Here is a 24,495-nt window from a genome sequence, read left to right on the forward strand (position 1 = left end):
TTCCGGGTGACTAGACTTATCTTTCCAGCGGTTTGTCACACATTTACACCATCACAATTTCATAACCTTTTTGTAACCTTTCCGAAACACATTAAGCCATGTCTCAACAAAGACTACAGGAGCTACTTGATAAACTATTAAGCAACGATTGCACAGCCGCCGAAAAAGAGGAACTGTTTCAACTCATTGAAACAGTGGAAGACGAACCACAATTACAGGATGTTTTGGAAGGCGCATGGATGCGCTATAACCAGCCCAGTCATGTTGTTACAGAAGATCGATCGGCTGCCATACTGAAAAATATACTGAACGAAAACCAGGCAGTGCCCCTGCCTGGAAAAAGAAAGCTATGGCCGTATTTGGCCGCCGCCGCTTCGGTGGTAATGCTGATTGGTTTGGGAATTTACCGCCTGTCGCTGCCTACAGCAAAAGGACCGGTCAACCCCAATATAGCAGCGATCACCAATGATGTGAAAGCGCCCGATAAAAGCAAAGCGACCTTAACCCTGGCAGGTGGACAACAAATTATGCTCGACCAGGCGAAAAGCGGAACGCTGGCAACAGAAAACGGATCGCGGGTGGTAATGGAGAAAAACGGTCAACTGGTATATCAATCGGCAATCGGCAATCGACAATCGGCAATAGTTGCCTATAATACATTGAATAATCCAAGGGGTAGTAGGGTAGTTACGCTTACTCTGCCCGATGGCACCAGCGTTTGGATGAATGCAGGTACCTCGCTTACTTATCCGACTGCTTTTGCCGCCAATGAAAGAAAAGTAGCGTTGACCGGTGAAGCCTATTTTGAAGTGAAACACGTTACCACTGCCGGTGCGAAAAGAGTGCCGTTCGTGGTGCAAATGAGCAGCCCCACAGGCAATCGTGGCGATGTAACCGTGCTGGGAACGCACTTCAATGTGAAGGCGTATGATGATGAAGCGAATGCAAAAGTGACTTTGTTAGAGGGAAGCGTGAAAGTTCGTCAATGGTCAATGGTCAATGGTCAATTGAAAACAGGAAATGAGGCGTTGCTGAAACCTGGCGAGCAAGCTGCACTATCAGGAGCCCATTCACCATTCACCATTCACCATTCACCAGATCTGGATCAGGTAATGGCCTGGAAAGATGGATTGTTCGATTACAAACGCAGCGATATTACTGAAGTGCTGCGCGATGCAGCGAGGTGGTATGATATAGAAATTGTGTACGAGGGTAAAAAACCAGCAGATACATTTACCGGTGGCATAGACCGCACGGCCACCTTAACAGAACTGTTGACCATTTTAAAGATGACTGGATTACGCTTTAAACTGGAAGGAAGAAAATTGATCGTGCTGAGCGGTAATTAAGAACCGGATACATATGATCCGAAAAAAAACCACCCCGAATTGGCGTTCGGAGCGGTGAGTAAGTCGAGGTCATTTTTTATAAAAAGTCGGGCAGACTTATTTATTGTTAAACCGTCTGAACGGATCCATCCGGAATGACCCAAACCAACCAAAACTATGCAGTTACAGGCGAACGGCAAAATATTGCCGTATCCATCACTAAAAACGCTGTTGATGATGAAGTTTACAGCTTTATTGCTCCTGGCCACCTGCTTACAGTTACAGGCCAACACGTATGCGCAAACCATTACGCTGAATGTGAAAAACAGTCCCCTGGAATTTGTATTGGGACAGTTAAAAAAACAAAGCGGTTACCAGTTCTTTTATAAAGATGCTGCGCTTCGCAATGGCAAACCAGTAACACTGGAAGTAAGCAATCGCCCCTTTGAAGAAGTGCTGAACCTGTGTTTCAAAGACCAGCCTTTGAGCTGGAGCATTGTGAAAAAAACAGTAGTGATACTGGAAAAAGAACACTCCATAACACGCGTAGACACCGTACCACAAGCCCCTGCAACAGGCGCTACACAAACCGTTTCGGGCACGCTGCTCGAAAACACCAGCAAACCCATTCGCGGTGCGGCAGTGGCGCTTACCACTGCTTCCACTCAGGGCAATCCCCGGTACACTAATACCGATGAGCAGGGTGTTTTCTCCTTTCCCGAAGTATCCCCCGGTTCCTACACCATCATCGTTACACACGTTACCTATAACCGGGTTGATAGAAAAGTAAAAGTAACCGACGCCCCGGTTTCAGTGCACCTAAGCATGGTTCCTTTTACAGATGAGCAAAAGGAAGTGGAAGTAGTAATGAACAACGGTTACCAGTCAAAAAGCAAAGCCACCCAAACCGGCGCCGCCAATGTGATACTTTCCAAAGAAATTGAAGCCAGTCCTTCTACCAACATTATGGAGCGTTTGGAAGGTAAAGTGCCAGGTGTATTGTTCGATGTTCGTAACAATCGCATACAGGTAAGAGGTACGAATGGTCTTAATGCCACCACCGGCCTGGTTGCCCCGCTTGTTGTTATTGATGGTTTTCCCGCCATTGATCAAAATCTCACCAATATACCCAGTGCATCGGTAGACAGAGGAAATCCTGCTACCTCCAAAATCATCAACGGCACCGGTAACGCCATCCTTAGCACCCTTAACCCCAACGATATCGAAAGCATTACCTTTTTAAAAGATGCAGCAGCCGCTGCCATCTGGGGTTCCATGGCTGCCAATGGTGTTATTGTTATCGAAACCAAAAGAGGAAAAAGAGGAACGCCGCAGGTAAATCTGAATACCACGGTGAGCGTTTCCAACCCGGCCAATTTCAAAAACATCAAAATCATGTCAGGCGCTGAATATATCGATCTTGAAAAAGAGCTATTCAACCTGAATATGTATGGCGACCCTACCACCAGTTGGAGATACCAGGAAGTAAGCGATGCCATTAATACGATGTTCCGCGCCAAACGCGGCGAGATCACTGCCGCACAACGCGATTCTATCCTAAATGTACTCGGCAGCCGTAATAACCGGAGCCAGATAAAAGATTACCTGTTGCAACGCGCCGTTACCCAACAATACAACCTGAGCCTGTCGGGCGGTGGCGACAACAGTACCTGGTATCTTGCCGGCAATTATACCCGCAACGTGCCGGTATATAAAAGCAACGCCAATCAGAACTATTACATCACCTCCAATACCACCAACGACTTCTTTAAAAAACGCCTGACCATTGGTACCAACCTCAACTACACCTATGCCCAAAGCAAGTTAAATTCAGCTGCCATTAATGCTATGAGCATTGGCAGTATGGGTTTGCGCACTTACGATATGCTGGCAGATGAAAATGGAGCCCCCATACAAAGAAGCATCGACTTCACCAAAAAAGTAACCGATAGCTTTACGCGCCTGGGTTACCTGCCATGGACCTATAACCCGATCGATGAATTGAAATACAATAATTTCATTGATGCCAAAAGCACTGTTCGCATGCGGTTATCTGCCAAAGGCGTTCTCACCAACTGGTTAAGTGTGGAAGTATCAGGCCAGTTGCAACGCAGCACCGATCAGCAGGACAATTTGCAGAACAAAGACAGCTACCAGACCCGCCAGATCTTAAACATGGCCACTACTTATAATACCACTACCAAAAAAGTAGTAAACGGTATTCCTGTAGGCGGCATTTATAAAATGTCTGGTATACGTGGCGAAGATTATGGTTTACGCGGACAGTTCAATATCAACAAGTCGTTTAAAGAACACCGCTTTAATGCGATCATAGGTTCGGAGATCAGGCAAAGTAAAGTAACCGGAACTCAGCAAACGCTGTATGGATACGATGAAGACCTTGGCTCTTCAGTGGTTGTTAACCCTGGGGTAGCTTATAGTTTATTAAGCGGGGGTACCACTACTCTTGGCTCACAGGACAACTATATTTACAGAAGCATCAGAAGATACCTGTCGTATTACGGCATGCTCGACTATGGATGGAAGAACAAATACTATATATCGGGTAGCTTACGCTATGACGATGCCAATATAGTTGGTGTTGACAGAAGGAACCGCGCTCAGCCATTATGGTCGGTGGGTGGCCGCTGGAATGTGAGCAGCGAACCGTTCATGCAAAATTCCTATCCATTGAACCGGCTGAGCCTGCGCGCCACCTATGGTGTTGGCGGCAATGCGCCTAACGGTGGCCAAAACTATACCACGGTAAACATAGGCTCATCAGATATATACTCCGGGCTGCCATATTCTTCTATTGGCTCACCAGCCAATTCTATGCTGGGCTGGGAAACTACCAAATCTGCCAACTTTGGCCTGGATGCAGCCTTTTTTAACGAACGCATCAGCCTTACAGTAGATGTATACAAAAAGACAACAGAGAACATCCTGTATAACCTGCCCGTTAACGCTACCTATGGTTTCAGCATCTTACAGGTGAATGCCGCTACATTAAAAGGTCACGGTGTGGAAGCAGCGCTTACAGCTGTTCCTGTAAAAACACCAAACTGGCGCTGGACTACCAACTTCAACCTCGCCTTCAATACCAATAAAGTAACCGATAACCGCTTTGCCAACAATACCGGCAGCGTTACCGCTAACCAGATTTACAACAACTATCCTAACGACAATGTGTGGGCGTATGCATGGGCTGGCCTTGACAGTGTAGGGCAAACTCAGCTGTACGATTCAACCGGTAAAAAACTGAACTCATTAGCAGGCAGCACCACCAAAAAACAAATGAAGTATATGGGGCGTTCCACCCCTCCTTATTTTGGCGGGTTCACCAATACCGTTCAATATAAGAACTTCACTCTTACCGCCCGTATCACTTTCTATATGGGTTATGTATTCAGAAAGATGGATATCACCAGTGGCTATCCCAGCAGCAGCGGTGGTGTAACCGGGTTGCTGAACAACAGCGAGGCACTGGCTGGCAGATGGCGCCAGGCAGGCGACGAAGCTACGGCCAAAGTACCCGGTTTAGCCAAAATAAACTTCAACAGTCTTGACTGGTATAAAAGTGCCGACATCAATGTGCTTGATGCCGGCAACATCCGTTTTCAGCAGTTAACCCTGGGGTATACGTTGCCTCAATCGGTGCTCAGAAAAATAAATGTGTTTAAAGCCATTAATGCCAACGTTACGGTAAGCAACCTGGGCATCATCTGGCGTGCCAATAAAGAAGGCATCGACCCGGATTATGCAAATAACAGCAACTTTACCAACCTGCCGCCCAGTGTGAATTATACATTCAACCTTAATTGCTCATTCTAACAACCGGTCATCAATGAAACAGTTACTATATACCATATCAGCGCTGGCAGTATTAGCAACGACCGCCTGTCGCAAATATGTTGAAATATCTCCCGTAAACGTTCGTGAATTAAAATACACCAAAGATTACCAGGGGCTGCTGTACAACAGCTACCAGTTAATGGAAAAAACCTACCTGTATCCTTTATATGCCAGCGATGAAGTATGGACCGCCGACGGAACAGCATGGCAGGCCAACCTGAACCTCAATGCAGGCTATGTTTATTGCTGGTTGCCCAAAATATGGGCGGAAACACAGGAAGACCAGGACTGGGCCAGCCAGTATACGATCATCTACAACACCAATATTGTCGTGAACGAAGTAATGAGCAGCGAAGGCGGCACCGATGCCGACAAGATCAAAGCTTACTCTGAAGCCCTGGTACATCGCGCTTATGCTTATTATACCCTGGTGAATAATTACGCCAAACAATACGACGAAACTACTGCCAATACCGATCCTGGCGTACCCGTTGTATTGCAGGCCAACTTCAGTTCCAACCTAAAAAGAGTGCCTGTAGCAGGTGTATATGATCAGATAGTAAGCGACCTGCAAACGGCGCTCCCTAACCTGGCCCCCACACCAGATGTAATCACCAATCCATCCAGGGCAGCCGTATATGCCATACTTTCGAGAGTATACCTGAACAAACGCGACTTTACAAAGGCCGGTCTGTATGCCGACAGTGCACTGCAGCTTAAAAATACACTGGTAGACTTAAATGCGTATGCAGCCGTGCCCACCAGCTACCCCAACAAAGTGAACGACCCGGAGAATATTTTCTCCAAAACTGTTAATGGTACGCCCACCACATTACCATTAAGTAATGACCTGATGATCCTGTTCGACCCCGTTAACGACCTGCGTTATACCCTGTTCACCAAAGCAGGCGCTGATATACCAGCCTCTAACTTTACCAACCGCGGTTATTACAAACACCGCCTGGTAAACCAGGGCATTTATGTTGGTCCCAAAGTGCCCGAAATGATGCTTATTAAAGCTGAAAGTGAAGCCCGCGCCGGCAACACTGCTGCCGCTTTAACCATATTGAACAACCTGCGTAAAAAGCGTTTGGTAACTACAGGATACACCGATCTTACTGCCATTGATGCACAGCAGGCACTGCAACTGGTGATCACAGAAAGAAGAATGGAACTGATGGGCACCGGCGCCCGCTGGTTCGATCAGCGCCGTTTGCAAAAAGACAATGGTTTTATATCAACCGTTAGCCGTCTGTTCAAAGGCGTTACCTATACGCTGGCGCCCGGCAGCAATGAGTATACGTTTGCCATTGCAGACAAATACATTCTCCTAAACCCTGAAATAGAGCAGAACCCCCGCTAATTTTTTTTAACAAACACCATTATGTTTATTACCAAGCGTAAGATGAGTTTTATTGCCATTTGCAGTATACTGATGGCAATGAATGTAAAGGCACAGCATAAACATCCGGCAGACACAGCAAAGATAAAACCGGTAGACACTACCCGTAAACCTCCTGTTGTGCCCCTGCCCGCCATTAAACCTTATAAGGATGTGATTACGGCCGACATGAAGTCGGGCAAGGGGTTTATAACTGTGTATCAGAAGGAAGACAAGTTCTTTTTTGAAGTACCCAACAACATCCTCGGCAGGGATATCCTGATCGTAAGCCGCGTATCCAAAGCCAGCGCCGAAATGCGCAATGGCAGCAGCGGTTATGCCGGCGACCAGATCGGTGAAACCGTGTTCCGTTTTGAAAAAGGCCCTAACAGGAAATTGTTTCTGCGCCGCATCTTTTACATGGAGTATGAAAGCGATAGTACCCAACCCATGTTTGCCAGCGTACAAAAGAACAACGTACTGGCTATTTCTGCCGCCTTCCCGGTAGCCGCTTATAAACCCGACTCGTCTGCTACGGTAGTAGATGTAACGGAGTTCCTGAACAGCGACAACGACGTACTCTATTTTCAGAAAAAACAATTTAAAGACCGCGCCGGAATGGGTGCACAGCAGAACGACCGCAGTTATATCGACTACGTTCATTCCTATGCTTCCAATGTGGAAATACATGCAGTAAAAACATACACAGCAGGTTTGAACCCTACTGCCAGCAACTATACCGTTGAGCTGAACTCCTCACTGGTATTGTTACCTGCTACCCCCATGCAACCCCGCTTGTTTGACAAACGCGTGGGATACTTTGTAGTAGGCCATCGCGATTTTGAAACTAATACACAGGGTGTTGAAGACAAAATATATGCAGTACGCTGGAAACTGGAACCCAAACCCGAAGATGTAGAGAAATACAAACGCGGCGAACTGGTGGAACCAGCTAAACCCATTGTGTTTTACATTGACCCCGTAACACCTAAAAAATGGGTGCCTTATTTAATACAAGGGGTGAACGACTGGCAGAAGGCATTTGAAAAAGCCGGTTTTAAAAATGCCGTGTATGCACGCGAAGCCCCCACCAAAGAAGAAGACAGCACCTGGAGCATCGATGACGCTACGCACAGCGCCATCATCTACCGCCCTTCAGTGATCGCCAACGCCATGGGCCCCAGCGTAGCTGACCCCCGCAGTGGGGAAATCATCGAGAGTCATATTTTCTGGTACCACAATGTAATGGCCCTGCTGAGCAGTTGGTATATGGCCCAGTGTGGCGCCGTAGATCCCAACGCCCTGCACCTGCAGCTGAGCGATAGCTTAATGGGAACGTTGATCCGTTTTGTATCGAGCCATGAAGTAGGCCATACCCTGGGCCTGAGGCACAACTTCGGTTCCAGCTCTACCGTGCCTGTTGAAAAACTGCGTGATAAAGTTTGGGTAGAGGCACATGGCCACACCCCTTCTATTATGGACTATGCCCGTTTCAACTACGTGGCCCAACCCGAAGATCATATTTCAGAAAAAGGCCTGTTCCCCCGTATCAATGATTACGACAACTGGGCTATTCAGTGGGGTTATACCTGGCGCCCTGAATTCAAAAATGAGTTCGACGAGCAGAAAGCACTGGTTAAAGTGGTAAGCGATAGCCTGGCTAAAAACAACCGCTTGTGGTTTGGTAGCGAAGTAAGCCTTACCGACTATCGTTGCCAGAACGAAGATCTGAGCGATGATGTGGTAAAAGCAGGTGAATACGGTATTAAGAACCTGAAAAGATTAGTACCCAATATTCTGAAATGGGCAACCGTTGCCAACGAGGATTTTGAAAAACCTTTCGACATGTACAAGACCCTGTACAGCCAGTTTAACCTGTATCTGGGTCATGCCGCTAATATTGTAGGCAGCATTGAAAGAAACGATAAAGTAGGCGCCCAAAGTGGTGCAGTATACGAAGCTACCAGCTACGAAAAGCAAAAGAACGCCGTACAGTTCCTTGCACACAATGTGTTTACAACGCCTTTGTGGTTAAAGAACAACGACATGCTGAACAAAACCAGCATGAACTTCCAGGCAGAGGTAAGTCAAATGCAAAACAGTATCATCACAGCACTTCTTTCAAGGAACAGAATGGGCCGTATGTTGTGGATGGAGCAAAACAATGAGGCTGGCAAAAAAGCCTACACCCTCGGCGAAATGCTGCAGGACCTGAACAAAGCAATCTTCACTGAGGTATATGCAGGCACAAGCGTAGATGTTTACCGCCGTGGTTTGCAAAAAGCATATGTAAGCCGTTTATTGCAACAGGTATTCACGCAGATAAACGATGGCGATATCTCTGCCATGATAGTACCTTTCGGTTACAGCTACGTAAACTCTGATGCGTATGCATTGTTACGCGATAACCTGAAACAGATACTGGTGCTGGTAAAACAGGCCAAAGCCGGCGCTGTTGACAAATATACCCGCCTGCACCTGCAGGATCTGGAGAACAGGATCACCATCAATTTCAACGCCGAAAAGAAAGGATAAAAACTATTGAACATATTCCTTATGAAAAACAGGGGCCTTCCTTTTTGGTTGGCCCTTACTCTTTAAAGTAAAGACTTCCACAGGTCGGTATATAGGCGCTTTAAATCTTCTCTTAATTGGTTTGAAGAAATTCCTATTCGATACCCAGGTGCAATTTAATTGCGCCTTTTTATTTAAAACCCTCTACAGTACTTACGTTTAAAGCGTTGTGTTTAATCGCGATCAAAAGCACGAAAGTTTTGCCATGGCAATGTTTTATGTGTTACATAAGGCTTACAGATGGATCCCTCGTCCATTCTCCAATTACTTGGATTTTCGGGTTTTTGCCCTGGTGTAACAGTTCCACCCCTGATTTATACGAATTACCCCCCATCTAAGGGGTGAAATTGTTTAGAAATTTACTCTGATTGGCAATTTATTCTCTGATTTTAACCAAAACTGCTTCCATATGAACTATAGCTACTTTCCCCGTCCTCCGGGAAATCACATACTCACATATTCACCCCATCTGATATCCTATTCATTCTTTAATAATTAATAGCTGCTTATGAAATTGATGCTTATTCGTTTTATTCTTTTTTGTGGTACGCTGTTGCTGACGTGTTCGTCAAAAGCTGTACCCGCCAAAACAACGACTGATCCATGCCATGCCCACTGGCTTGCCCAAAAGTATACCGGCACTGTATTCGACTATACCAATTCACCCGTAGCAGGGGCATTGGTAAAAGTAGTTGGTACCGGTATAACTGCAAGTACCGACCCAAACGGCGTTTTTATCATTGAGGCAAATTCCGGCGCCACGATTATTATTTCCAAAGCCGGTTTTAAAGACAAAGAATATGTGCTGGGCGAAGACGTTTCCTTTTCCATTGCACTGGATTATGAATATACGCTGGTGCCTTTGAAAAGTCCGCAACCTGTTCAATTGCTGTATACAACCGTGCCTCAGAGGCTGGCGGTTGCTTCAACGGATGCAGTGTATAACAATGACCTTATGAAATCGCCGGTTACAGGTTTTGGAAATGCCCTCACAGGCAGGATGGCCGGTTTACATTCGTTTCAAATTTCCGGCCAGCCAGGTTATGATGGCGCTTCTTTTAATTTAAGAGGACAAGCACCGGTAATTATTATAGATGGTGTAGTCACTGGTGTATCCATTGGCCTTACGCAATTCGACCTCGAAGAAATTGAATCGGTTACCGTTTTGAAAGATGCCAGCGCTATGGCCATGCTGGGCGTACGCGGATCGAATGGCGCCATACTGATAACAACTAAAAAAGGCATAGAGGGAAAACAACAGGTTTCATTGACCGCACAAACAGCCACTCAGCAGCCACTCGGTTATCCGAAGGCCGTGAATGCTTATGATTATGCGCGGCTGCACAATGAGGCGCTTCGCAACGATGGCATAGACAGTGCTAATTCGGGGTTATATTATTCTCAAACAGCCCTTGATGCTTATAAAAATCATTCCGATCCTTACACTTATCCGGATGTGAATTACTGGAAAGAGATCACGAAGAATACTTCGATGATGAATCGCTACACATTGAGCACAAGGGGTGGCAGCAGGTTCGCAAAGTATTTTGTTTCAGTAGAACATGTGAACCAATCGGGATTTTTTAAAACGGTCGACAGCAATTCCTATAACACCAACAATAATTTCAAGAGCTATGTCATTCGCTCGAATGTTGATGTAAATATTACACCCAAACTCACCGGTGGTATTTATTTACTCGGCCGCATTCAAAATGCAAACGAGCCCGGTGCAACCACCACTTCAATACTTTCAAGTTTACTGGCTACGCCGGCCAATGCATATCCTGTTTTAAACCAGAACGGCTCTTTCGGTGGCAGCCAGATCTACCAAAACAATATCTGGGCGCAAACGGTCGGTTCCGGTTATCGCCAGAATTACAAAAGAGATGTGCTGGTGAATGTTTACCTGAAACGTACCCTGAATGAATTATTACCCGGTTTGTGGACCAAAGCCAAAGTAGCCTATTACGGAAGTCTTTCTGAAACGATCTACCGTGGAAAAGCTTTTGCCGTGTATCAAAAGAACGGAGCGTCTTATACGCAATTCGGCACCAATGGTACGCAGGGAAATTCTAATGGCATCGATTTTCAAAACAGGCTCGATTATGAGGAATTCAGTCTCGGTTACGACAAAACGTTCAATAACGATAATGGTATAAATGCTATCGTGCTGGTTAACCGCGATAATTATTCGAATGGTTATGATCTGCCCTATACCATCACAGGAACTTCGGGTCGTGTTGCCTATACTTATAAAGGCCGGTATATGATCGATGCCAGCTGGGGCATCAACGGCTCGAACAGGTATCCCGCCGAAGGCAAAACCAAACGGGGCATTTTTCCTGCCATTGGTTTAGGATGGAATATCCACCAGGAAGCATTCATGGCCAACGTTCCATTTGTATCGGCTTTGAAATTATATGGCTCTTATGGCAAAACGGGATGGGATAAACCGGGCTACTTCGTTTACTATCCCCGTTTTAATGATGGGCCCGGTTATTATTATGGTACCAGCGCTGGCGGTGTTTCAACCACCACCGAAGGCACTCTTGCCAATCCCAACATTACTTTTCAAAAAGCCAACAAATTGAATATTGGCCTGAGCGGCAGTGTGCTCAAAAATCAACTGGCCTTTAAAGTAGAATATTACCGCAACAAGTATTACGACATCTTAATGCAGCGTGGCCAGAACAGTACGTTGCTGGGGAACGATTATCCCGATGAAAACATTGGAAAGAACCGGTATTTTGGCTGGGAAGGCCAGTTAACCTGGCAACAAACCAGTAACAAACTGCAATACTTTATCGCTGCCAATGTTTCAACCATAGGCTCCAAAGTGCTTTATGCCGATGAAGTAGACCGCCCTTATGATTATATGAAAAGAACAGGGCAGCCTGTTTCGCAACTTTTTGGATACGTTTCCGAAGGGTTATACCAATCACAGGACGAGATCAACACGCACGCAACCACCGTTGGTTATAAACCACAATTGGGAGATGTCAAATACAAAGATCTGAATGCAGATGGTGTTATCGATCAGAACGACCAAACCGCCATCGGCACTACCAAACCGCTTTTCTTTTATGGAATTTCGATTGGCGTAACCTGGAAAGGTTTCGACATCAGCGCTGTGCTGCAGGGTGTAAGAAACTACCAGGGTTACCTGGCCGGAAGCAGCTACTGGGCTTTTCCTGGCTATGGTTTAGGCCAGGCATGGTCTGAGAACCTTGGCCGCTGGACGCCCGGCAATGCAGCAGGCGCTACATATCCCCGCCTGAGCTATGGTACTAACACCAATAACTATGCTACGTCATCGTACTGGTTACGGAACGACAATTTCATCAGACTGAAAAACGCAGAGATCGGGTATTCGCTTCCTGAATCGTTGATCCGTAAAATACGATTACAAACCGTACGGGTGTTTGCCAATGGATATAATCTATTGACATGGGCTACGGCTGATTTCAGCAACAGGGATCCTGAGGCTTATATCGGCGGTTATCCTGTTCAACGATTGGTAAACTTTGGACTCAACATTAAATTTTAAGAGGGCTGCTTATGAAAAAATCAATTTTATTCCTTTCAATCTTCGCGTCGGGATTACTGGTAATGACCGGCTCCTGCAGAAAATATGAAACCCAGCCCAAAGACTGGTATACATATGAACTTACATTCGACTCGCTTGATAAAAATGGTACGGTAACGGCCAATGATTTGAATAACATCTATACCTACCTGCCCAACGGCTATAACTCGTTTGATCTCGATTATCTGGATGCCGGTACCGATGATGCCCTGCCTTCGCGTTTGAACGCAACGGTAGAGAGCTATTCAAAGGGCACCGTTAGCCTTACCAATAATCCTGATCCTTATTGGAGTAATGCTTATAATGGCATTCGCAGGGCGAATATTTTTCTGAAATATGTTGTAAGAACGCCTATTACGGCTATCAACATGCAATACTGGAAAGCCGAAGCAAGATTTCTGAGAGCCTATTTCTATTCGGAATTACTGAAAAGATATGGTGGTGTACCGCTGCTGGGCGATACGGTATTGGGATTGAACGACAACATAGAGATACCGCGCGCTACCTATGCCCAAACCGTTGACTATATCGTGAATGAGTGTACGGCCATCAAAGACAGTTTACGCGCCGATCCGGCCGCCGATGCAGAGTGGGGGCATGCTTCGAAGGGGGCAGCCGTTGCTTTGAAATGCCGCGTATTGCTGTATGCTGCCAGCCCGTTATTTAACGGAGGTGGTGTTGAAAGCGATGCAACGAAAAAAGCGTTGACCGGTTATCCCACTACCGATGCCACGCGCTGGCAGAAAGTAGCAGATGCGGTAACAGAGTTCAAAGCGCTGGGCTATTATACCTTACTTACCACCGGAACGGCGCCGGCGAATTTTATCAACGTGTTCATCAATAAAAAGAATACCGAGATCATTTTTGCCAAACAGAACGCCAACAACTCCATTCCCGAAACACAACAATCGCCGGTTGGTTATATTGTTTCAAATGTTCAAAGCTATGGGCTTACCAGTCCGTCGCAAAACCTGGTAGATGCATTTCCCATGAAAAACGGATTGGCTGTTACCGATGCAGCTTCGGGCTATAATGCCGCCGCTCCTTACACGGGTAGGGATCCGCGCCTCGATGCCACCGTTTTTTATAACGGACTTACCTGGTTGAACCGGGCCGTGCAAACTTACCAGGGAGGCGCCGATAAGCCCGATAATCCATCAGTGGCCCAGGTACAAACGAGAACAGGGTATTACCTGCGCAAATTCCTGGGCAACTTTACAACAAGCACCGCCTTCTCGAACCAGAGCCACAATTTCCCCATTTTCAGGTATGCCGAAATTCTGCTTACCAATGCCGAAGCATTGAATGAATTGGGGCAGGTGGAAAATGCGGTGGCAGAGATCATAAAACTAAGGGCACGCGCGGGCATTATTGCAGGCAGTGATAGCCGTTATGGTATCAAGGCTGGTATAACGCAAACAGAAATGCGTGATCTTATAAGAAATGAACGCCGTATTGAACTGGCTTTTGAAGAACATCGTTTTTGGGATATACGCCGCTGGAAAATTGCCGATGTAGTGATGAACGCACCTATTACCGGTATGAAAATAACGAATGGAACGCCGCTTACCTACCAAACGGTAACCGTGGCGAACCCGGTTTTCCAAAACAGGTTATACCATATGCCCATTCCTTATGATGAGATATTAAAAAACCCAAAACTGATCCAGAATGAAGGATGGTAACCGGGGCAGTATGGATTTAAAAACTTCTTCAAATAGCTAATATGATGAAACGCATTATATACATTATTCTACCGATACTGCTGGCCGGAGTAACTTCCTTTGCCCAGATCAAGGTATTGGGCATCGTGTCGGATTCAAGTGGTTCTCCCATTGTTGGGGTTAATGTTATTGAAAAAGGCGTATTTGGTAACGCAACAACTACCAATGCCTCAGGACGATTTGCACTTACATTAAGAGGCACATCTAATATATTGTCACTTTCGATGGTTGGGTTCGAAAACCTGGATGTGAAAGTGGGTAGCGGTGAGGTGCACATAATGATGAAACCCGGCGGAGGCGGTTTGTCGGATGTAGTTGTGGTTGGTTACGGACGGCAGAAAAAAGCTACGCTGACCGGGGCGGTGAGCGTAGTTGCGGGTAAGGAACTCCGCGATAACCCCACAGCCAGTGTTCAGAACACATTGGCGGGCAGGTTGCCTGGTTTCTTTTCTCAACAGACCACCGGCCGGCCGGGAGCCGATGGTGCAGACTTTTATATTCGCGGTGTCAGTTCCTATAATACAGGCAGCAACTCGCCGCTGATCGTTGTGGATGATATTGAATTTTCGTATGATCAATTTGCCAGGCTCGACCCCAATGAAATTGAATCGTTGTCTATTTTAAAAGACGCTTCTACAACCGCGGTATATGGTGTACGCGGCGCCAATGGGGTAGTGCTGGTAACTACAAGAAGAGGTAAGATCAGTGCCCCGCAAATCGCTTTCAGGGGTGAAAACAGCCTGTCGCAGCCCGATCTTATGCCGCATTATCTCAATGCCTACGAATCGGCCAAACTATATAACCAGGCAAGTATAAATGATGGAGGCTCTGCTTATTTTTCCGATGCCGACCTTGCTGCTTACAGGGACCATACCGATCCTTACGGGCATCCTGATGTGAACTGGAGAGATGTATTGTTCAAAAAATTCAGCCGGCAATACCGTGGTAATTTTGATATTTCGGGTGGTACCGAAAAAGTGAAGTATTTTATTTCGGCCGGGTATCTTTACCAGGACGGTATGTTAAAGAATTTCGGCAGCAAGGTAGGGGTTAACAACAACTTCTACAACCAGCGTTACAACTATCGCTCGAACCTCGACATCAAAGTGACCAGAACAACCGACCTGCGATTAGACCTTTCCGGTAATATCAGTCAGATCAACGTGCCGCAGGTAAACAGTCCGAATGGATACAACGATCTTTTTTATGACTACAGCAGCTTTTTAACGCTGGCGCCTTTTGCATATCCTGTTTATAACCCCGATGGATCGTTTGGGTACAGCCAGTGGCAAAAAAGCCCGGGCGTAGGCGGCACTGCCTACGACGCAAATAATGTAGTGGGCCGGTTGACCTACCTCGGTTACGTAAGAACATTCGAGAATAATATGAATCTGGCCAGTGTGATCAATCAGAGACTCGATTTTATTACCCGCGGTCTTTCATTAAAAGGTACCCTTTCATATGCCTCCAGTTATGGTGATCCGAAAAACAAAAGTGGTGTTTCAATGATTGGCAGCGATTTCCCTTCCTTTATTTACGATCCGGTAACAAATACCTATTCGCCGCGCAACACGAATATTTATCGCGTTCGGCGTTTGATACGAAGTTCTTTCAATGGCAGCACCATCCGGAACATAACCAGCCAGATCGCATTGAATTACGATAGAACATTCGGAGGTGAACACCATGCTTACGGATTATTTCTGGTTAGTCAGAATTCGTTAACAAAATATAATCCCGACGTCAACTACAACTTTATACCCAATAACTTTCGGGGTTTTACCGGAAGGATAGGATACGACTTCCATCAAAAATACCTGGTGGAATTTAACGGCGCCTATAACGGATCCGACCGTTTTGCCAAAGAAAATCGTTTCGGATTCTTCCCGGCAGCTTCTGCCGGATGGAATATTTCGGAAGAAGAATTCTTTAAGGATCATGTTCATTTTGTAGATCGCCTGAAAGTACGTGCTTCGTATGGGCTGGTGGGGAATGACAAGATCGGTGACAATTATAGTTATTACTATCTCCCTACCTGGAGTACATCGAACAATGCAGTGTATTTCGGTAACCCGAGCGCCAATGGCAGCGCTGCCGTTTATGAAGGAAAATTAGGTAATCCGGCTGTGAGCTGGGAAAAGGAAAAGAAACTCGACGTTGGTTTGGAACTGGCCCTTTTTGACAATAAGCTAACGGCAACGGTCGACTACTTCAATAATAACCGTTTCGACATTCTTACCGACAGAAGCTCTTCCATAACGGCTGCTTTTGGGCAGGCTCTTCCCCCGGTAAACCTGGGCCGGGTAAACAACAAAGGTTGGGAAGTGGAACTGAACTATTCCGGTAAGGTTGGCAAGGATTTCAGCTATTCAGTGAGGGGCACCTATTCCTATGCGAAAAATAAAATCCTCGAACAGGATGAACCTTCTTATAAATACGACTGGATGGCCTATACCGGTCACAGTATTAACACACAGCGCGTATATACGTTTGTTGGATTTTACGCAGACAGCCTCGATATCGCAAAAAGCCCCAAACCCGGGCAAACCGTACATCCCGGCGACTTAAAATATGCCGACCTGAACGGCGACGGCGTGATCGACGGCTACGATCAGAAAGTACAGGGCTATTCCAATATTCCGAATAGGGTGGCCGGTATTCAGATCGGCGTACGTTACAAAGGATTTAATGTAGGCGTATTTTTCCAGGGCGCTGCCGACTTTTATGTTCGTGGGGGAGCCGAGGCCATACAGGCTTTCAGTTCCAACCTGACTTCGGTTCACCAGCAGGCCTGGACACCTGAATTAGGCAACAATGCCAAATATCCCCGGCTTACATTCATTCCCGGTATCAGCGATTCCCGCGCAAACGTGTCTACCTTCTGGTTGCTGCCGGGCGACTATATCCGGTTGAAAACAGCCGAAATTGGATACACCTTACCGGCATCATGGATGAAAAGGATGCGGATGAGAGATATTAAGATCTACAGCAATGGATACAACCTGCTTACATGGACAAAACTGAGCAAACTATACCAGCTCGATCCGGAGATCACTACAGGTACCGATAGGGTAACCTATCCGCCTCAACGTACGATCAACTTTGGTGTAAGCGCTACTTTTTAATCCATGACACTTCAAACATTAATTCTTATGTACAATTATAAAAGGCATATGAAGAAGTTACTGACCATCCTAACTGTAGGAAGCGTTTTTGCTTACTGCACCAAATCGGAAGGCTTTCTTGATAACAAGACCACAGGCCTTAATGAAGCACAGGTGTTTTCCGACAGTTTGCGCACCATTCAGTTTTTGAATGGCCTTTACAGCGACATCGGTTTCACTTTCAATAAAGGGCGGTGGGACTCACACGGAAATACCGAACAATCGGTGGATGATGGCGAATATACTTACAGTGCCGCCTACAGGCCTTCGGTAATGTTATACCAGGGTACTTTATCGGCCACCAACCTGGGCACCACGAACCCTACGATGATCGACTTTTGGTCTGTGCCCTATACAAATATCCGCAGGTGTAACCTGCTGTTGAAAAATCTTCCTGCTACCCCTTTGTCTGCTGCCATGCAATCGAGAATAAAAGGCGAAGCAAAATGTTTGCGTGCCTGGTATTATATGCAATTAATGAGCGCATATGGCGGTGTTCCGAATGTGGGCGATACGGTATTTGTTATATCTGATATGATCAACATTCCACGCTCGAATTACGCCGACATGGTAACGTATGTTTCAACGGAACTGGATGAGGCAGCAACCCTGCTGCCAACACCTGGCGCCGCTTACCCGGCAGGATATGATAACCTCGATTACGGACGCGTAACCAAAGGCACTTGTTTGGGGTTGAAGTCAAGATTGTTATTGTACGCTGCCAGTCCGCTGTTCAATGGCGGCGCCAATACTACCGATGCCAACATTGCTAAAGTAGTAAGCTATCCAACATACAGTGTAAGCCATTGGCAGGCTGCTGCCGATGCGGCCGCGGCAGTGATCAATTCGGGCTATTATTCTTTGAATGTTGACAATACAACGCTGGCCGGATTCGGGTTCTATAAATTGTTCCTTACCCGTGTGAATAACGAGATCATCTTCGGAAAGTACCGCCCCACGAATAAAGACTTCGAGGGCGTGTATAATCCGTCAACGCGCAGCGGTCAAAATTACACAAAAGCAACCCATGACCTGGCCGTTTGTTTCCCCATGATAAACGGGAAAGCCATTACAGATGCCACATCGGGATATGATGCAAACAACCCTTTTGAAGGCAGGGACCCGAGATTCCGTTATACGTTGATCTATAATGGAAGCAGGTATGCTACCAACTCGAATGTACAGGACTTCGTATGGACATTTACCGGAACAGGCTCCACCAATGATAAATATGTGGCAGGTACTAACACCGGGTACTATATACGAAAAATGTGCGACAGCTCTGTAGCGCAGGGGGGGAGTGCCGCCGGCCCCGACAGAACATGGCCCATTATGCGTTATGCCGAAATTCTGTTGAACTATGCCGAGGCGATCAATGAAACCGGTCAAACTTCGTTGGCTTATCCCAAACTGGTCGAGTTACGCGCAAGAGCAGGCATCAATCCTGGCAGCGACAACATGTATGGCATGAATGCCGGCATGACGCAGGCCGAAATGCGCGCCTTTATTCAGAATGAAAGAAGGATTGAACTGGCCTATGAAGATCATCGCTGGAATGATATTCGCCGCTGGAAGATAGCCATGACCTTGTACAATGGCACTGCGATTGGTTATAACCGGTGCATGCACGTGACCCGTGTTGGATCGACCGGTTCACTGACCACCGGCGTTGGATTAACTTTTACCTACGCCGTTGAAAATACCATTCGTCAACACGTATTTCGCCCTGAAATGTACCTGTTGCCGATACCGGATGTTGAAATACGGAAAATGCCTTTGATGGTACAGAACCCGGGATGGTGAGTGTCAGTAGCTTCGAATTTTGTTTTCATATAGCAGTTGTTCAGGCCGGGCAAGATTCTTCTTCCCGGCTTATTTTAAAATGAATCCATAATCATATGAGGTGTACCAATCTATTCGCTTTAGCCCGGTTTCTTATTTCAATAACTCTTTCCGTTGATGGAACATAAAGCCGGGTAATTAAATAAACCCTTCGATCAGATAATACCATTTAATAACGATAAATCAAGCTGTATGAATAAACTTTTATTCGTGCTCGTTATCCTTTGCCTGTGCCGGTTGAACGTGGTTGCTCAGGCGCCCAATCTTCCCACGAAGGGCACACTCAGTGAAACCCTTCTTTCCTCGAAAACGTTTACAAATTCTTCCCAGGAAGATACTGCCATCAAAGTACATACGCTTCCGTCTGCGTACACCCTTGAGCTGGTGGGTAGGGTCAATTCCGCTACCGGACGTGGAATGGATATTGAAGCCCGCAATACTTTAACAAAAGGCTTTCGCCTTTCGCTGGATGCCGTTAACCTGAAGTACACGGCGCCGATCAGCGCCACCACCGCATGGACGGCTTCGAATGCAGCCCAGGATTATACCATTCGTGTTGCCGTTAAAAATGATTCAGCGTTCGTTTATCAAAACGGGGCTTATATTCAGTCGCAACCCCTTTCACAAATAAAAGACATTGCCGCAGGCGCAGAGATCGATACGGTGGTAAATACCGGTAAAGGCGGTTCCACGCTTATTTCCAACTGGGCGGGTAATGCAACCAGTAGTAGTTATAGCGGCTATCCCAGTGATTATGGCTGGGGGTATACGGGAACAACTTCCACTACCTTGTTTGCAACGGCCAATGCCACTACCGCCGGTACATCGAGATACCTCGATGTGAGCTCCTCATCGGGCAGCAACCTGCACACCTATCTCGATAGCACTTATACCGGCCGGTTATTTTACTTACGATGGGACGGAAGTTCAATCGGCAGTACGGTTTATTATTACCCGGTTACACTCGAAGCAAACACTACCTACGATTTTTCCATGCTGCATGCTTATGTATCGAATGCAACGGGCACTAAAACCATGACGGCAGGCATCGGCACAACCACCGCTGTTAGCGGCCGCATTGCTTCGCATGTATTTACTACCAGCGGCACCCGCGTATTGAACCGGGAAAGCTTTGTATTTACTTCGCAGGCGGCCGGTACGTATTATATAACCATCACGGGCGACTGGGGATTGTTCTCTATCGGGGAGTTATCACTAAACAAAAATGCGCCCTCAAATTTTATTCCCAACTGGGCAGGCATTTTGCCCGATAACACCGGCAAGCCCGGTGACTACGGGTGGATATTGAACCCCACATCTTCTTCATTGTTTGCAGCGGCCAATGCCACTACAGCCGGTACCTCGCGCTACCTCGATGTAAATTCATCATCGGGCAGCAACCTGCATACCTACAATGGTTCCACGTATACCGGCCGCATCCTGTACCTTCGTTGGGACGGCAGCTATAGCAGTACGGTATACAGTTATCCTGTAAAGCTCGATGCCAATACCACCTACGACTTTTCTCTGTTGTATGCCTATGTATCGAATGGTACGGCCGGCTCGGCTATGACGGTAGGCATTGGTACCACCACCGCAGCCAGCGGTCGCATTGCCACCCAAACGCTCACTACCTCTGCAACGGCGAGGAACCTCAAAAAGAGTGACTTTATTTTTACGGCGCCAACATCCGGCACCTATTATATTACTTTTACCGGGCCCACTGCCCTTTATTCCATTGCCGAGTTATCGGTAAGCCGTTTTGCAGCAACACCCCGTTTTATTTTTGGAAAGAACTATCCTACGGGCGCTGTAGATATGCAAATTACTTCGGTCACCTATGAAGATGGCGCTTATGCGCCGGCAGGTATTGTTACGGGAGCAACACAAAACGTAACCGTTACCGGTACATCGGCTTCTTATTTGCCAACGTTCAATACCAATTTCACTGTACCCGGTAAAACCGAACTGCACCTTACAGGAGATTATTCGCCGTTGATCAATTCTACCGTGGCGCTGAACTCGAACGACGCCTGGTTGTTCTTCGACAACGTGCCGCCTGCAACAGTGACGGCCAACTGGCTCAGTAATGTGACCATCAACGGGGTATCGGCAGCCAATAATGCCAATGTGCGCGTGGCCATTTATAAAAACGGAACAGCGGTTATTCCAAATGGTAATGTTACTTCGCAGGCTGCCCTCGAAGTATTTACACAACCCGGCCTGGCGGGTAATACCACCTCGTATGAAATAAATACCTATCACGACAGCCTCGCCGCATTCGATAACAAAATACGGTCGTTCAAACTGCATCGGGGATATATGGCCACCATGGCCAATAATGCAGATGGTTCGGGCTACAGCCGCGTATTCGTTGCCAACGACAGCGACCTTATTGTTAACTCCATGCCGCAGGGATTGGATACCACCGTGTCGTTTATCAGGGTGTTCAAATGGGATTGGGTGAGCAAAAAAGGAAAGGCCGGCTGGGATCCCAATAAACTGAATTGCACCTGGTATTACGATTGGAATATTGCCGGAAGCTCTGCCAGCAATTATAATTATGCCGGCATCAGGCAAAATGGCGGATGGCCTTCCTGGACCAGCATAAACAGCAAAACAGGTATCAACCATCTTTCCGGCTTTAATGAGCCTGATCAGAGTGACCAGTCGAACCTGACAGTAGACCAGGCCGTGGGCTATTGGCCCGACTTCATGCATTCGGGTTACCGCATCGGTTCTCCTGCACCGGCCAACCCCGAAAGCAGTTGGATCACCAACTTCCTGGCTAAAACCGATTCACTGAACTACCGGGTAGACTACGTGGCCATTCACTGCTACTGGGGTGGACAAACGCCTTCACAATGGTATAGCAGGTTAAAAGCTATTTACGACCGGGTAAAACGTCCGCTGTGGATCACCGAATGGAACAATGGCGCCAACTGGACCACCGAAACCTGGCCCACCGATACCACGCTGGCGCTTCAGAAACAGTTGAGCGATATCAAAGGTATTTTACAGGTGTTGGATACCGCCTCCTTTGTTGAACGTTATGCAGAATACGATTGGGTACAATACAAACGGTCGCTGGTACTGGCCGATACGCTTACCCCTGCCGGTAAGTATTATGCGGCCGATAAATCGGCTTTTGCATACAATCCGCAAAAAGCCTTTGTACATACCTGGCAACTGGTGGCGCCACCTTTGGCGAACAGCATCAATAGCGATGATTATTTCAAAACCACGATTACGTTCACGGATATGAACGGAGAAACGGGTTCGAAATATATTCTGGAAAGATTGATCGATGGCAGGGATACCGGTTTCATTGGCATCAATACGTTTACCGGTTATGCAATTGGCAGTACAATCAGTTTTGTTGACAGTGTTTTTGACAAAGCCACTTATCGCATAAAAGCATATGCAATGGATGGAACAACATATGCCTATGGCAGAAGCCTGGTAATAGTAAGAGATTCCGTACCCGTGGCGCCCACCAGCCTCACCGGTACCGTTCTTTCTGCAACGCAAGACTCTATACTGTGGAATGCAGGGACCAATGCGCGTTCTTATAACCTGAAACGGTCGCTGAGCGCCGGCGGACCTTTCACTACCATTGCATCGAGGACCACCTTGTTGCAATACATGGATACGGCTTTGAGTCCATCCACTACGTATTATTATGTGGTTACCTCTCTGAACTCGGCCGGTGAAAGCGCCAACTCAACGGTGCTGCAACTGACAACGAATGCATTGGTGGCGCCCACATCCGTTCTCAATCCGAATGCAGCTTCGGGCGATAATCAGATAGCATTGACCTGGGATTTCCGGTACGATGCGAAATACGAGATATCGCGCGCGCTCAGCGCCACCGGTACATATACCATTATTGCAACCAATATAAATGCGGTGCGTTATGAAGATAAAACCGCTGCCAATGGCACTACGTATTACTACAAAATAGTAGCGTATAATGCCGCAGGACGCAGCCCTGAAACATCCGTATTATCAGGTACGCCGGTTGCCGGTCAGCACCTGTACATCAGCTTCAATGAAACATCAGGTACCTTTGCCCGTGATACGTGGGGCGGTTACCATGGCACGCTGGCTGCAACGGCTGCCCACGATACCGGGTACAGCGCCGGTTCGGTAAAGCTGGATGGTACTTCCACTTCCTATGTATCACTGGGTACGGGGCTGGTTGCACCGTTGAACGATTTCACCATTTCAACCTGGGTACGAATGGATGCCCTTTCTAACTGGATGCGCATCTTCGATTTCGGTACAGGCACTTCGCAATACATGTTCCTAACGCCCCAGGCGAGCGTTTCTTCAGGAGTATCTACCGTTCGTTTCACTATTAAGAATGGTGGCTCGGAACAGCAGGTGAATTATGCATATACCTGGACATTGAATGCCTGGACGCACCTCGTTATAAAGCGATCGCACGACACCGTTGGCCTGTACATCAATGGCACCCGGGTGGCCTTCAATACAGGCATGACCATTAACCCATCCGACCTGGGAAGCACGAGCCTGAATTATATTGGTAAATCGCAGTTTTCTGATCCTTTGCTGAACGGCTCGGTAGATGAGTTCAGGATATACAATTATGCCCTGAGCGATGAGAATATCAGCAATCTTGCGAACGGCCTGGCGCGAACAGTCACAACCGTACTTACCGAAGTGCCTGCTGTTACCAGCGAGGATGACAAACTGATCAGGCTGTATCCCAACCCGGTGCAGCAACAACTAATTGTTCAGTTAAATGGCCTGAATACGGGCGCAACGCTCCATGTATACAACGCCATGGGCATGCTCGTTTTTTCAAAGTCATTGGTGAACAATACAACTTATATACCTATGGAAAACCAGCCCGCCGGTATGTATTACGTACAGGTGGTCAATGGGCAAAAGCACATCATCAAAAAAATGGTGAAGGAGTAGTACGCTTTTTTTATTTTAAGCAATCGGTTTGTAAAAGCAAGGGGGTTGTCTCATATTTTGAGGCAACCTCTTTTTTTGCAGAAAAAGCTTCGGG

9 protein-coding genes are annotated in these 24,495 nt (G+C 46.9%); all 9 read left to right on the forward strand.

What is annotated here, in order from left to right; all coding sequences use genetic code 11:
• Nucleotides 1-98 precede the first annotated feature (98 nt).
• The 9 genes from AC59IL_RS25050 (at nt 99) to AC59IL_RS25090 (ending at nt 24,401) form a co-directional block, all read left to right on the forward strand.
• Nucleotides 99-1,349 (forward strand): FecR family protein, encoded by a 1,251-nt coding sequence (locus tag AC59IL_RS25050; RefSeq protein WP_496554952.1) that lies wholly within the window; start codon nt 99-101, stop codon nt 1,347-1,349.
• A 156-nt stretch (nt 1,350-1,505) separates the two neighbouring features.
• Nucleotides 1,506-5,162, forward strand: a complete 3,657-nt coding sequence (locus AC59IL_RS25055) for a SusC/RagA family TonB-linked outer membrane protein (RefSeq protein ID WP_496554953.1) — start codon at nt 1,506-1,508, stop codon at nt 5,160-5,162.
• A 13-nt stretch (nt 5,163-5,175) separates the two neighbouring features.
• The gene (locus AC59IL_RS25060; RefSeq protein ID WP_496554954.1) at nt 5,176-6,546 is read left to right on the forward strand and encodes a RagB/SusD family nutrient uptake outer membrane protein; all 1,371 of its coding nucleotides are present in this window, start codon (nt 5,176-5,178) and stop codon (nt 6,544-6,546) included.
• Nucleotides 6,547-6,567: 21 nt separating this feature from the next.
• The gene (locus tag AC59IL_RS25065) at nt 6,568-9,099 is read left to right on the forward strand and encodes a zinc-dependent metalloprotease (protein ID WP_496554955.1); all 2,532 of its coding nucleotides are present in this window, start codon (nt 6,568-6,570) and stop codon (nt 9,097-9,099) included.
• A gap of 547 nt (nt 9,100-9,646) precedes the next feature.
• Entirely contained in the window at nt 9,647-12,685 is a 3,039-nt protein-coding gene (locus tag AC59IL_RS25070; RefSeq protein ID WP_496554956.1) for a SusC/RagA family TonB-linked outer membrane protein, read from the forward strand.
• An 11-nt stretch (nt 12,686-12,696) separates the two neighbouring features.
• On the forward strand, nt 12,697-14,409 hold the full coding sequence (locus AC59IL_RS25075) for a RagB/SusD family nutrient uptake outer membrane protein (protein WP_496554957.1): 1,713 nt from the start codon (nt 12,697-12,699) through the stop codon (nt 14,407-14,409).
• A 41-nt stretch (nt 14,410-14,450) separates the two neighbouring features.
• On the forward strand, nt 14,451-17,573 hold the full coding sequence (locus AC59IL_RS25080; protein WP_496554958.1) for a SusC/RagA family TonB-linked outer membrane protein: 3,123 nt from the start codon (nt 14,451-14,453) through the stop codon (nt 17,571-17,573).
• A gap of 48 nt (nt 17,574-17,621) precedes the next feature.
• The gene (locus tag AC59IL_RS25085; RefSeq protein ID WP_496554959.1) at nt 17,622-19,415 is read left to right on the forward strand and encodes a RagB/SusD family nutrient uptake outer membrane protein; all 1,794 of its coding nucleotides are present in this window, start codon (nt 17,622-17,624) and stop codon (nt 19,413-19,415) included.
• Nucleotides 19,416-19,646: 231 nt separating this feature from the next.
• Nucleotides 19,647-24,401 (forward strand): LamG-like jellyroll fold domain-containing protein, encoded by a 4,755-nt coding sequence (locus AC59IL_RS25090; protein WP_496554960.1) that lies wholly within the window; start codon nt 19,647-19,649, stop codon nt 24,399-24,401.
• Nucleotides 24,402-24,495: the final 94 nt, after the last annotated feature.

The organism is Niastella sp. sgz303648 (assembly GCF_059587045.1).

What these genes read in the sequence shown, in the direction of transcription:
- AC59IL_RS25060 (WP_496554954.1), top strand. Translation starts at nt 5,176, where the DNA reads ATGAAACAGTTACTATATACCATATCAGCGCTGGCAGTATTAGCAACG.
- AC59IL_RS25085 (WP_496554959.1), top strand. Translation starts at nt 17,622, where the DNA reads ATGAAGAAGTTACTGACCATCCTAACTGTAGGAAGCGTTTTTGCTTAC.
- AC59IL_RS25075 (WP_496554957.1), top strand. Translation starts at nt 12,697, where the DNA reads ATGAAAAAATCAATTTTATTCCTTTCAATCTTCGCGTCGGGATTACTG.
- AC59IL_RS25050 (WP_496554952.1), top strand. Translation starts at nt 99, where the DNA reads ATGTCTCAACAAAGACTACAGGAGCTACTTGATAAACTATTAAGCAAC.
- AC59IL_RS25080 (WP_496554958.1), top strand. Translation starts at nt 14,451, where the DNA reads ATGATGAAACGCATTATATACATTATTCTACCGATACTGCTGGCCGGA.
- AC59IL_RS25055 (WP_496554953.1), top strand. Translation starts at nt 1,506, where the DNA reads ATGCAGTTACAGGCGAACGGCAAAATATTGCCGTATCCATCACTAAAA.
- AC59IL_RS25090 (WP_496554960.1), top strand. Translation starts at nt 19,647, where the DNA reads ATGAATAAACTTTTATTCGTGCTCGTTATCCTTTGCCTGTGCCGGTTG.
- AC59IL_RS25065 (WP_496554955.1), top strand. Translation starts at nt 6,568, where the DNA reads ATGTTTATTACCAAGCGTAAGATGAGTTTTATTGCCATTTGCAGTATA.
- AC59IL_RS25070 (WP_496554956.1), top strand. Translation starts at nt 9,647, where the DNA reads ATGAAATTGATGCTTATTCGTTTTATTCTTTTTTGTGGTACGCTGTTG.